This is a genomic window from Collimonas silvisoli, assembly GCF_018305005.1.
In the GTDB taxonomy this organism is placed as follows: domain Bacteria; phylum Pseudomonadota; class Gammaproteobacteria; order Burkholderiales; family Burkholderiaceae_D; genus Collimonas; species Collimonas silvisoli.
The window spans coordinates 1-11,607 of sequence record NZ_JAGQEG010000129.1; the positions used below are offsets into that span (position 1 = coordinate 1).

Below are 11,607 nucleotides of genomic sequence, written 5' to 3' on the forward strand. Positions count from 1 at the left end.
CAAACCGTTGCGCCACGCTTGCGTACGCTGTTATTGCTGGTGGACGGCAAGACCGGCAACGACGAATTACTGCGGAAGGTAGCCGGCCTGGGGCTGAGCCAGGAGCATCTGGATGAGTTGCTGCAAGCCGGTCTGATCCAGGTCAGCGCCGATACCGGCAACACCGGCAACGATGCTCCCGTTGTTGTTGAACCTGCGGTGTTGAAAAGCATCCCGCCACCCGCCGCCCCGATATCGGCTGAACAAGTGCTGCCGCCAGGACAAACCCAGTTCGAAGCGATTTATCATTTTTACAACGACACCATCAAGAGCATGATCGGCTTGCGCGGATATGGCTTGCAGCTGAAAGTCGAACGCGCCAGCAGCGTCCAGGATTTTCGCGACTTGCGCCAGGCCTATCTGGAAGCGGTGCTTAAGGCCAAGGGAGAAGAAATCGCCCGCAGCCTGCGCGGCCGGCTGGATCAGTTGTTGTATCTGGGCGAACAGCCGCAATAGTAAATTGCACAGCGATAAAAAAAGCGGGGCAGATAGATTCTGCCCCGCTTCTTTTACATCATGGCGCAGCGCTTCCTGCGCGCGATGATTTACTCGATGCCCTGGCTGCTCAGGTAATCCTCGTAAGAACCCTGGAAGTCGACCACTTCGTTTTCCTTGACTTCCAATACGCGGGTCGCCAGCGACGATACAAACTCGCGGTCATGCGAGACGAAAATCAGGGTGCCGGCGTATTTCTCCAGCGCGATGTTGAGCGATTCGATCGATTCCATATCCATATGGTTGGTCGGCTCATCCAGCAGCAGCACGTTATGGCGGCCCAGCATCAGCTTGCCATACATCATTCGGCCCTTTTCGCCACCGGACAATACCTTAACCGACTTCTTGACGTCGTCGCCGCTGAACAGCAAACGGCCCAGGCTGGAGCGTACGGCCTGATCGTCATCGCCTTCCTGGGTCCATTGGCCCATCCAGTCGGTGAGTGTCTTGTCGGTCGCGAAATCTTCGGTCGGATCTTGCGGCATGTAACCGACATTGGCGTTCTCTGCCCATTTGACCAGACCGCTGTCGGCTTCCAGGCCGGCGATGTCGCTGCCGCCGACGCTACGCAACAGCGTGGTTTTACCGGCGCCGTTGGCGCCGATGATGGCGATTTTTTCGCCGGCTTCAACCATGATGCTGAAATTCCTGAAAATCGGCCGGTCGTAAGTCTTGCTGATGCCCTGCACTTCGACTGCCAGGCGGTGCAGTTTTTTCTCGCCGTCGAAACGCACGAAGGGATTGGCGCGGCTGGATGGCTTGACGTCCTCGACCTTGATTTTCTCGATCTGCTTGGCGCGCGAAGTAGCCTGGCGCGCCTTCGATTTGTTGGCCGAGAAGCGGCGCACGAAATCCTGCAATTCGGCGACCTTGTCCTTGGCTTTGGCATTCGCCGATAATTGCTGCGCCCGCGCTTGCGAGGAGGCCAGCATGTAGTCGTCGTAATTGCCGGGATAGACCTTCAAGGTGCCGTAATCCATGTCGGCCATGTGGGTGCACACCTGGTTCAGGAAGTGACGATCATGGGAAATGATGATCATGGTCGAATTGCGCTGGTTCAGCACATCTTCCAGCCAGCGGATGGTATTGATATCGAGGTTATTGGTCGGCTCGTCGAGCAGCAGGATATCGGGATTCGAAAACAGCGCCTGCGCCAGCAGCACGCGCAGCTTCCAGCCTGGCGCGACATTGCTCATCGGGCCTTGATGCTGCTCGATCGCCACACCCACGCCCAATAGCAATTCGCCGGCGCGCGCTTCAGCGGTATAACCGTCGTATTCGGCGAACTTGGCTTCCAGGTCGGCCGCCTTCATGTAATCGTCGTCGGTGGCTTCGGGATTGGCATAGATCGCATCGCGCTCAGCCATCGCCGCCCACATTTCGGTGTGCCCCATCATCACCACGTCGAGCACGCGCATTTCTTCGAACGCGAACTGGTCCTGGCGCAATTTGCCCAGGCGCTCGTTCGGGTCGAGCATCACGTTGCCGGCCGACGGCTCCAGATCGCCGCCCAGGATTTTCATGAACGTCGACTTGCCGCAGCCATTGGCGCCGATGAGGCCGTAACGGTTGCCATCGCCGAATTTGACGGAAATGTTTTCAAACAGCGGCTTGGGGCCGAACTGCATCGTGATATTTGCGGTGGACAACATCTTAGCTTTGGTCTTTTCTTAATTGAATCATGGGGTTAGATAGTGGCGGCATTATACAGTATCCGCATTTGTGCACTGCATGAACCCACACAAAACCACCGTCTGCCGCCACTATCTCCATGAATTCACTCCAATTTCCAGCTTATCGCCTTATTTCGCCACCAGGGATGCAGCCAAACGCCCGACTTCCGCCAGCGTTGCATTACGCGCGGCTTCTGCTGCCTTGGTCGCGGTCAGATAGCTGACAACCAGCAGCGGCGCGCGGTCAGGCGGAAACAGCATGCCGATATCGTTGGTGGAACCGTAGGCGCCCGAGCCGGTCTTGTCGGCCACCCGCCAGCCTGCAGGTAACAACGCACGCAGCCGCTTGTCGCCTGTCTTATTGCCAAGCAGCCAGGTTGTCAATTGCTTGCGCGAATCGTCGGACAAGGCCGTTCCCAACACCAGCTGGCGCATGGTGGAGAGCATCGCGTTGGGCGAGGTAGTGTCGCGCGGATCGCCAGGGGTGCTCTGGTTTAGATCTGGCTCGATGCGGTCGAGCCTGGTCACTTTGTCGCCTAGTGAGCGGACGTAGGCCGTCAGCTGAGACGGGCCGCCAAAGCTGTGCAGCAACAAATTGGCGGCTGTATTGTCGCTAAGAGTGAGGGCTGCTTCGCACAGTTCCGCCACCGCCATGCCGCTGCCGCCGACATGTTTCCCGGTGGCAGGCGAATACGGGACCAGATCGGCAGTCTCGAAGCGGATCCGCCGCGCCAGTTGCTCCTGTCCCTGATCCACACGTTTCAGCGTGAATGCTGCTGCCAGCAGCTTGAAGGTGCTGCACATGGGAAACCGTTCATCGCCCCGATAAGCATAGGCTTGCCCGGTATGGGTGTCGAGGATGGCGACACCGAGGCGGCCGCCGCTTTTGGTTTCTATCTCACGCAGTTGCCGGGCGATCGGGTCGGCAAGCGGCTTGGTTGCACTGGCTGCCGAGGCCCAGGATTTCTGTGTGTAGCCGCTCAAAATTAATGCGCCGAGAGCTGCTCCCAGGTTTCCGGCAAACTGGCGTCGTTTCATATTTTTCCTCTAAATGTGCATGAACAGAGCATCAAAGATAACGCCGCCAAGACTATCCCTCAAGCTACAATATCCAAGGTAAACCATAAGAAAAACTAGGTCAAATGGAGAAACAGCATGCACCTCCCCCTGAATTCATTACGGGCCTTCGAAGTCTCGGCGCGCTTCCTCAGCTTTACCCGCGCCGCCTCCGAGTTGAATGTCACGCAAGCAGCGATCAGCCAACAGGTGAAGAATCTTGAGGAGAGGATGGGCGTACAGCTATTTCGCAGGCTGCCGCGCGGGCTGGCGCTGACCGACGAAGGCATCGCCCTGCTGCCGGTGCTGGCAGAGTCGTGTGGCCGCATCGGTTCGGTCTTGCAGCAATTCGGCGACGGCCGGCGCTTGCGCGAGGTGCTGACCGTGGGTGCGGTCGGCACGTTTGCCGTCGGCTGGCTGATCCCGCGTCTGCGCGATTTCCAGCAAGCCCACCCGTTCGTCGACTTCCGCTTGTTCACCAACAATAACCGGGTCGATATCGCCGGCGAGGGACTGGACTACGCGATCCGCTTCGGCGACGGCGCCTGGCATGCCACAGAAGCTGAAGCGCTGCTGGCGGCGCCGCTATCGCCGATGTGCTCGCCGGCGGTCGCATCGTTTCTGCGCGATCCGGCCGACCTCGCCGGGCAAGTATTGCTGCGCTCCTACCGCACCGACGAATGGGCCGCCTGGTTCGCCGCAGCGGCCCTGCCCTGCCCCCTGCTCAGGGGCACGGTATTCGATTCCTCGCTCACCATGGCGGAAGCTGCTGCACAAGGCGCCGGCGTGGCGCTGCTGCCGGCCCGCATGTTCGCCCGCGAACTGCAACACGGCCGCCTGACGCGCCCGTTCGACATCGAGATCGCCAGCGGCAGCTACTGGCTGACCCGCCTCAAATCCAAACAAGCCACGCTCGCGATGCAAACTTTCAGAGAATGGCTGCTCGATGCCGCCAACTAAATTGGGGGCAGAGTCGAATTAATCGCATGATATGCATTACCCGTCGGCAGCAACGCTAACGGGTTTTCCGGTCAGGCAGGCAGATTGTGAATGTCAGGACGCCAGGATGAGCGGGTTCTGGATAGTCAGCTGAAAGCGGTGTGCATCAGACCGCAATTGCGCTTGTGCGCCGACCGGCAGGGTCACTTTGTCGCGGATGTGACCGAACGGCAAGCCGGTCAATATCGGTACCGGCACGTGAGCCCGCAGATAAGCCAGCATGGCGTCGAAGTCATAGCCGTTGTCGTAGTCGGCCAGACGATAATTGGAGAAATCACCCAACACAATCGCCTGCTGCCGCCCCAAAATACCGGCATATTGCAACTGCAGCATCATCCGTTCGATGCGATACGGATGCTCGCCGATATCTTCCAGGAACAAGATGCCGTCTTCGATTTGCGGCAAATAGGAAGTGCCGATCAGATGGTTCAGCATCGCCAGATTGCCGCCCCATAAGGTGCCGCTGACATTGACGACGGGATTGCCGGGCGCGCTGATTTGCAGCACCTGCTCCGGCTGCCGCAAACACTGCCAAAAGTGCGACATCGTATATTCGCTGAGCTCAGCTTCACCGAAATCGCCGCACAGCATGGGCCCGGCAACACTGGTCGCTCCTGTCTGCGCCAACAGGGCCAGATGCAGCGCCGTGACGTCGCTGTGGCCGACAAATATTTTCTTGCTGGCGGCCAGGCGGTGCAGATCCAGCAGCGGCAATAAACGCGACATGCCGTAGCTGCCGCGTATGGCCAGCACGATCTGCACCTGGGGATTATCGATCGCCGCGTAAATCTGCTCCACGCGCGCGGCGTCGGTGCCGCCGAAACGCAGATATTTGGCGGCCGGATCGTAGTAGTCATAGACCACGCAGCCTTGGCTTTGCAGCGCCAGAATGCCGCGTGCCAGCGCTGCTTCGTCAGGGGCGTAACCGCCGGGCGCAATCAGCGCCACGCCGATGGATTGTTTTGAAGGCGGTTGGGTAGTTTCAGTCACGATTGTTTTTGTTGGGCTTGCCGGCGTTCGGCGAAAAATTCTTTGAGTAGTGTGCCACATTCCTCAGCCAGCACGCCAGCCGTCACCTCGGTGTGATGATTCAATTTTTCCTGCTCGAACAGATTCAGCACCGAGCCGCAAGCGCCGGTCTTGGGATCGCTGGCGCCATATATCACGCGTGCGATCCGTGCGTGCATCATGGCGCCGGCGCACATCGCACATGGCTCCAGGGTCACGTATATTTCGCAACCGGGTAAGCGATAGTTGCCGAGGATAGTGGCAGCTGCTCGCAGCGCCATGATTTCCGCATGCGCGGTAGGATCATGATTGCCGATAGGCTGATTGAAACCGGTGGCAATGACCTGCCCGTCTTTCACTACCAGCGCGCCTACCGGCACCTCCCCCAAGGCCCAGGCGTTGCGGGCCTGGGAAATGGCTTGCTGCATATAAATCGCGTCACGCATAGGCAGCCAGCAAGTCAACGGTCTTCGGAAATCTCGGCCCAGCAATTGGGCGTCTCATGCAACACCAGCTTTTGCAGATGCAAGCCGGTGCCGTAGTGATCCTTGTATGCCGCCTTGAGGATATCGAAAGCGGTGCGCGCCAGGTTCTCAACCGTCGGGATACGGTCGATGACGACGGTCTTGTGATCCGGCAGCGTCGCCAGGAAATCGCGTACCGCCGCGTCTTTTTCGTAGACCAGGAAGGCGTGATCCCAGACATCCACCAAGTGCTGTTTTGCCAGCGTCTTGATATCGGAGAAATCCATGATCATGCCGTTGTCGGAGCTGCCCTCGACTTCGATCACGGCGCCTACCAGGGTGATTTCCAGGGTGTAGCGATGGCCGTGCAGATTGCGGCACTGGCTCTTGTGATCGGGAATCCGGTGGCCGGCGTCGAATTCCAGTTTGCGGGTGATGGTAAGCATAGGTAAAAAGGTTCTTTATAAAATCTGTTCAGGGAATCTGCAGCAACTTGTGGGTTTGCAGGCTCAGCTTCCATTTCGGATTGCGCTTGCAAGTCTCAATCGCCAGCGCTAGATTGTGCGCCAGTTGCGGGCCATCCATGGCTTGCACATAGAAATGTTCGAAATCAAGCGATTCGTATGCCGCCAGCGATTGGCCGACCTGCGGAATCACTACTTTCAACTCATTGCCCTTGCGCAACTTCAGCACCGAACCCATCTTTGGACTGACGCAGATCCAGTCTATGCCTGGCGGCGGCAGCAGCGTGCCATTGGTTTCGATGGCGATTTCAAAACCGGCCGCGTGCATGCTGTCTATCAGTGCCGCATCCAGTTGCAGCAACGGCTCGCCGCCGGTGAACACCACGAATTTGCTGGCGGCGTATGTCTCCGGCCAGAGCGCATTGATGGTTTTAGCCAACGATTCACTGTCCTTGAATTTGCCGCCGCCCTCGCCGTCGGTACCGACAAAATCGGTATCGCAAAACTGGCAAACCGCCGAGCTGCGGTCTTCTTCGCGGCCAGTCCACAGATTGCAACCGCTAAAACGGCAAAACACCGCGGGGCGGCCGGCATGGGTGCCTTCGCCTTGCAGTGTGTAGAAAATTTCTTTGATGCTGTAGGTCACGGTGCTTCTCGCATATTCTCATCGGTTGGGAACAGCGGAATTCGTCGCGAAGCCAGCTTGGCGACGCTTAAACACTGTCCCGTAATGGGTATTCTCACTCAATTAATTGTTTCTCGCCTTTGCAAATCCGTATGGATATCAGGCTTGGCACAGTCAATACTCGCAGTTTCCAATCATTTTTACTATCAAAAACGAAGGCTTTTGCTGGTGTGGGAGATAGGTCGATTTGCGGGAAAACCGCATTTCTGCCGCAATTATTATGGGCGGACGGCGACCTAACCCGTTATTTTAGCGTAGAAAGCTTGTTTCAGCGATCTACAGGCAACGCCCGATCGGCAAAAGCAGAGTGCTTTTAACAATTCACCAATGCGCTCACCGCATTGGCTGAATGCCGTCGAATGTGACTTGCAGTCGGGAGATCAGGATAAGAGCGGCCATCGCGCCAGTGTCACATGGCGGGTCTGACCAAGCAGGCTATGTACCAGAACAAACTCATGCACGGTCCAGCTGATGGGCTCAATCGACCGTACCGGGAGCGAGTAATTGTCGTACAACAAAGTCATGTGAGGTGTGTAGTGTGACTCTGCCGTCCCTAGTCCAGCTCTTTCCTGCGCCATGCCGAGGGTTTGCTGAAACGCTCTCAGAGCGGCGACACCATTGTTGCCTAACAAAACCAAAGGGTGGTTGCGCGGCCTGCCCCGAAAACTCATCGTGCGGTCGAACTCTACTTCGAACGGCGCCGCCCTGACGCTTGCCGCGGCCGTCATTGCCGCAGTGACGATGTCTGGCGGCAGCCCCAGATAGTCGCCCAGATAGCTTAAAGTGACATGCAAGCGGCCGCTCCCGATCAAGCGGCCTTTCAACCCGTACCCATCGCGCAAAAGCCCCCTCTGCCGCACGATGGCTGCCACGGCGTCCGCGGTCGGGATGATCGCGAAGAACAGGCGGTCGGTTGGATACCGCGTTGCTTCGAAGCCAGGCAAAAAAAGTTGTTCAGGCATAGGGCAAATGCGTCTAAGAACGGGGCGATGTCGAATCAAAAACGGATATCAGTCTTGGCCAAATATCCGCTGCGCTCACCGCATTATGACAAGCATCTTGCTCAATACCGTGAAAAAATACCGTTTTCAATAATTTCTATCGCTGGCACGGCCAATTGTTGCCGCTACATCGTTAAAAGCCCCAACGCACCGCCATACTCCACCGCTAGTTGCTAAATCCTTTTTTATGGAATGGTAAGAATCCCCAGGATGCCAAGGCCGTTCACCGCCGGCTGGCCGGATCCTGTGACCGTAACGGACAAGCCCTTTACCCCCGTTTTGTCGGTCTCGCTCCTGACATTCAGGTTAGACACAACAAATTTCGTGTTGAATGTTCCGCTGAGATTTTTCAGATTGGAAAGTAGCGCGCTTGATTGTCCCTGGAGTTGGCTGAGCAGGTGCACCAATACAATGCCCGTATTGACCGTCAACTTGTTATTAACGACCTGAATGAATTGATTGTCTGAAATTTTGGTAAGCGTCAAATTGGCGCCTGCGATGCCACTGGCTTTGCCAAACACATACATCTTGGCTCCCGCCGGTATCGAAACGGACAACTGCTTATTGCCGTCCAGCGACAGCTCCGCCTGATCCACGATGAATTGCAATACCAGTCCGCTGTTGCCGGTGTCCGTCAACTCGACTCCCAGACTTACCGTGGTTGTCATGACGCCACCGGCATTCCTGGGGATGGGGCTGCCGATCACCTTGTATGCAAAACTGAGGGTGTCGGTAGACGCCGGTTTGCGAGGCAGGGTCACACCGCTCAAGAACTGCTTCAGCGTGTAGACATTGCCGTTGATCTCAATGCTGTCATTCAGGATTGCAAGGTAGTTCGTAGGCTGTGACCAGCTACCGATAACAACTGCCGGAGCCGGAACGCCGGCTAGCTGCGCTTGCGTGGCTATAGCCGATGACATGGCGGCGCTTGCCGCTGCATCGTTGCCGCTATCGGCAGCGCTCAGTTGCTTCAGAGCGGATCCCAATATCGTCAAATCCACTTTATTGGCAACGCCGCCAGTCAACAAAGCCGCCAACCCGGATGCCGCGTTTGCAATCGTAGGATTCGATTGAAGCGACCCGGTCAGGCTTAGCAAACCGGCGTCGCTGGTTTTAGTCAACGCCTCCGCCTGGCTTGCGATGGCGCCTGAAATCAATGCCGCCACGCTGTTTGCGCTAAAACCGCCCAGACCGGCCTTGGCTGCAGTCAATGAGACGTCGCTGGCGGCCGCTATATTTGCCGCCGACTGTTGCACTATGCCCGACACCAGCGAAGCACTTACGCTGTTGCCGCCGTCAATCAGCTTTGCCGACGGGTCGGCTGCTATCAGGGTTGTCGCAACTGCCTTTGCCACCTGGCTGTAAATTGCCTGGATAGTCGCAGGGCTGGAGTCTTGCGCCAAAGCGCCAAGCGTATCCGTGACTTGCTGGATTATCTGCTGCATCGCCAGGGTCTTTTTATGAAGATCGGCATTGCTCATAGGATCTGTCATGCTGATATCGGTGCCGGCAGGCAGGCCCAAGGCACTGGCTATCTGGGCAGCGGTCATGCCGGCATTCACCATCAAACTGGTCAATGGAGTAGCAACAATGCTGCCGGCCCGAGCTTTCAGAGTGCCTTTGAACGGCAAGCCGGTGTCGACACTGCTGCCGCCGCTCACCACAATCGTGCTCGAACATGCGGGGGCAAACGTAAAATTGCCTTGAGCGTCGGTCGTGGCAACTGCTTCCCCGGCATCGGCCACACCGTTGTTGTTTGTATCACAAAGAGCCGACGCACCGTTCAGATAGCCGTCAACCGCCTTCCCTGCGGCTGTCGCGCTTGCTACAGGTGTTACGGGGGTCGATGCACCGTCGCCACCCCCGCAGGCGGCCAACATCGAAACGACGGCCATTAGCGGTAAAGCCATTTTCTTCTCGAACATTTTGGAATCCCGTTAAGTTGATTGTCAGTCCCGAAGAAGAGCGATTTCCAAATATCAATTGCGGCGTTTTTCGCCACTGCCTGAAAGAACGGTACCCGCCAGTGACCGGCGCAAGCCTTGCCGAGAGGTATGAAGCTAATGTATTGCGGCTGCAATAAGGGCTGCAATAAGCCCCGCTATTTCAGCTTTGAAGGTAAATTTAGTAATTCAGAAGAAAGCTTGCATGATCCAGACGCATGAAGTAACTGTCAAAGCTGACAGCTGGCAGAAATTAGAGTGATCTCCGCAAACAGGGCTGCCGTCGGCCTCACTCCATTCCAGTTCAAGAAATAAGTCCATCGCCTGTCTTGAGTTTTGTTTGGTTCGCCCTATACTTTTTTAGCGCATTGCGAACTTCGAGCATCCATCCCGACGGATCCGTGGCTGAATCGATGACTTCATGCCGGAGTGATGTGCACAACATAGGAGCCGTATGCCGACCGCCACGTATGCTTTGCCGGGTCTTCTGGCGGAGCAACAGAGAATACATAATCTCGTGTTCGCATCTCGGCAACTGCTTCGGTTCGGTTCCGCGAACAGGCTGCATTGCGATGCCAGGATTTTTGCGCCTGCTATAGAACAGTTTTCCGCACTGGATGTGTCTTGTCGCAACCCGCCTCTTATATAAATTTGCGCGACGGCTTGCGGCACGGAGTCTGGCGCCATGATTTTCACATCGTCTTTTACCACCCGAGGAGAAGTCCATGTCCTACTATCCAGAACAGTTTGCTTCCGCCATCAAGGCCAACGCGCAAGCTCAGCGTGCAATCACTGCAGAACTCAGTGACAAACTAATCGGGCATTTCGAGGAGTTCACCAAGCTGAGCCTGGATGCCGCTAAAGCGACCTTAACCGAGTCCTCAGCCAGTATGAAAGAATTCTCGCAGGCAAACGATCTACAGGAATTTTTCTTATTAAGTGTAGAACACATGAAGCGGGATATTCAAAACATGGTCTTTTATGGGTCCGAGGCAACTCGCATTGCCTCTGCGGCACAGATCGAGTTCAACAAGGCAGCGGGGGCCAAAGTCGCCGAAGCAAGCAACGATGGAACGGCACTGCTGACCGAGTTGACCAAGAATGTGCCGGCCGGCACTGAACAGTTCCTCACCATCTTTAAATCCGCAATGGTTGCACTCGACGCGGCAAACGAATTGACAAAGAAAATGGGCGATGGGGCTGCTGCGGACGGTCCATCGCCGGCCTCTGCGCACCAGAAGCCACACAAAAAGAATAGCCATTAAACTGCCAGCGCAGCCCATTGATAAACGCCACCGCGTTTCGACACCGACGCCAACGGATCACACAGAATCTGTGATGTACTCACGCAGCCATTGATGTGCGGGGTCGCGATGGGAGCATCATGTGCTATCCCAAAGCCTTGACCACGGCCGCACCCATTTCCTTGGTGCCGACCTTGGTGGTGCCCGCTTCATAAATATCGGCGGTACGCAAACCTTGCGCCAGCACTTGCTTGACCGCCGCCTCGATGCGGTTGGCCTGCTCTGCTTTATTCAAGGAAAAACGCAACATCATGGCGGCCGACAGGATAGTCGCCAGCGGATTGGCGATGCCTTTGCCGGCAATGTCCGGCGCCGAACCGTGCGACGGCTCGTACAGACCCTTGTTGTCGGCGTCCAGCGAAGCCGACGGCAGCATGCCGATCGAACCGGTCAACATCGCAGCGGCGTCGGACAAGATGTCGCCGAACATGTTGCCGGTGACGATCACGTCGAATTTTTTCGGCGCGCGCACCAGC

Annotated in this window: 12 protein-coding genes; 3 read left to right on the forward strand and 9 right to left on the reverse strand. The window is 56.8% G+C overall.

From position 1 onward, the window contains the following. Positions 1-495, forward strand: a 495-nt coding sequence (locus tag KHU33_RS23700) for a hypothetical protein (RefSeq protein WP_211467569.1), incomplete at its 5' end; no start/stop codon positions are given. 89 nt (positions 496-584) lie between these two features. On the opposite strand, the gene KHU33_RS23705 is transcribed toward KHU33_RS23700, so the two are convergent. Both KHU33_RS23705 and bla read right to left on the reverse strand, forming a co-directional pair. Next, positions 585-2,186, reverse strand: a complete 1,602-nt coding sequence (locus tag KHU33_RS23705) for an ABC-F family ATPase (protein WP_211467571.1) — start codon at positions 2,184-2,186, stop codon at positions 585-587. Between the two features lie 150 nt (positions 2,187-2,336). After that, positions 2,337-3,245: a class A beta-lactamase gene (gene bla / locus KHU33_RS23710; RefSeq protein WP_211467573.1), complete on the reverse strand. Its 909-nt coding sequence runs from the start codon at positions 3,243-3,245 to the stop codon at positions 2,337-2,339. Between the two features lie 117 nt (positions 3,246-3,362). Here bla and KHU33_RS23715 point away from each other — a divergent pair, with 117 nt between their 5' ends. Further along, the gene (locus KHU33_RS23715; RefSeq protein ID WP_211467576.1) at positions 3,363-4,223 is read left to right on the forward strand and encodes a LysR family transcriptional regulator; all 861 of its coding nucleotides are present in this window, start codon (positions 3,363-3,365) and stop codon (positions 4,221-4,223) included. Between the two features lie 93 nt (positions 4,224-4,316). Here KHU33_RS23715 and ldcA read toward each other — a convergent pair whose 3' ends face one another. From ldcA to KHU33_RS23745, 6 genes are all read right to left on the reverse strand, one after another. Beyond that, complete coding sequence (gene ldcA, locus KHU33_RS23720; RefSeq protein WP_329956117.1) at positions 4,317-5,252, reverse strand: muramoyltetrapeptide carboxypeptidase; 936 nt, start codon at positions 5,250-5,252, stop codon at positions 4,317-4,319. After that, positions 5,249-5,716 (reverse strand): tRNA adenosine(34) deaminase TadA, encoded by a 468-nt coding sequence (gene tadA, locus KHU33_RS23725; protein WP_211467580.1) that lies wholly within the window; start codon positions 5,714-5,716, stop codon positions 5,249-5,251. The genes ldcA and tadA overlap by 4 nt, the downstream gene beginning before the upstream one ends. 14 nt (positions 5,717-5,730) lie before the next feature. Next, on the reverse strand, positions 5,731-6,180 hold the full coding sequence (gene queD / locus KHU33_RS23730) for a 6-carboxytetrahydropterin synthase QueD (protein ID WP_211467582.1): 450 nt from the start codon (positions 6,178-6,180) through the stop codon (positions 5,731-5,733). 28 nt (positions 6,181-6,208) lie between these two features. Beyond that, positions 6,209-6,844, reverse strand: coding sequence for a 7-carboxy-7-deazaguanine synthase (queE, locus tag KHU33_RS23735; RefSeq protein WP_211467584.1), 636 nt, complete (start codon positions 6,842-6,844; stop codon positions 6,209-6,211). 419 nt (positions 6,845-7,263) lie between these two features. After that, positions 7,264-7,845, reverse strand: coding sequence for a 2'-5' RNA ligase family protein (locus tag KHU33_RS23740; protein ID WP_211467586.1), 582 nt, complete (start codon positions 7,843-7,845; stop codon positions 7,264-7,266). Positions 7,846-8,069: 224 nt separating this feature from the next. Next, entirely contained in the window at positions 8,070-9,794 is a 1,725-nt protein-coding gene (locus KHU33_RS23745; RefSeq protein ID WP_211467588.1) for a hypothetical protein, read from the reverse strand. A 758-nt stretch (positions 9,795-10,552) separates the two neighbouring features. On the opposite strand from KHU33_RS23745, the gene KHU33_RS23750 reads away from it, so the two are divergent. Then, a complete protein-coding gene (locus KHU33_RS23750) occupies positions 10,553-11,092 on the forward strand; it encodes a phasin family protein (RefSeq protein WP_211467590.1) in 540 nt (179 codons plus the stop codon). 124 nt (positions 11,093-11,216) lie between these two features. Here the strand turns inward: KHU33_RS23750 and KHU33_RS23755 are convergent. Continuing rightward, positions 11,217-11,607 (reverse strand): isocitrate/isopropylmalate family dehydrogenase (locus KHU33_RS23755; protein ID WP_268907141.1); only part of this gene is annotated, 391 nt, incomplete at its 5' end.

Coding starts and splice junctions, on each gene's coding strand:
- KHU33_RS23705 (WP_211467571.1), bottom strand. CDS start 2,186: ATGTTGTCCACCGCAAATATCACGATGCAGTTCGGCCCCAAGCCGCTG.
- queD (WP_211467582.1), bottom strand. CDS start 6,180: ATGCTTACCATCACCCGCAAACTGGAATTCGACGCCGGCCACCGGATT.
- bla (WP_211467573.1), bottom strand. CDS start 3,245: ATGAAACGACGCCAGTTTGCCGGAAACCTGGGAGCAGCTCTCGGCGCA.
- KHU33_RS23715 (WP_211467576.1), top strand. CDS start 3,363: ATGCACCTCCCCCTGAATTCATTACGGGCCTTCGAAGTCTCGGCGCGC.
- KHU33_RS23750 (WP_211467590.1), top strand. CDS start 10,553: ATGTCCTACTATCCAGAACAGTTTGCTTCCGCCATCAAGGCCAACGCG.
- tadA (WP_211467580.1), bottom strand. CDS start 5,716: ATGCGTGACGCGATTTATATGCAGCAAGCCATTTCCCAGGCCCGCAAC.
- KHU33_RS23740 (WP_211467586.1), bottom strand. CDS start 7,845: ATGCCTGAACAACTTTTTTTGCCTGGCTTCGAAGCAACGCGGTATCCA.
- KHU33_RS23745 (WP_211467588.1), bottom strand. CDS start 9,794: ATGGCTTTACCGCTAATGGCCGTCGTTTCGATGTTGGCCGCCTGCGGG.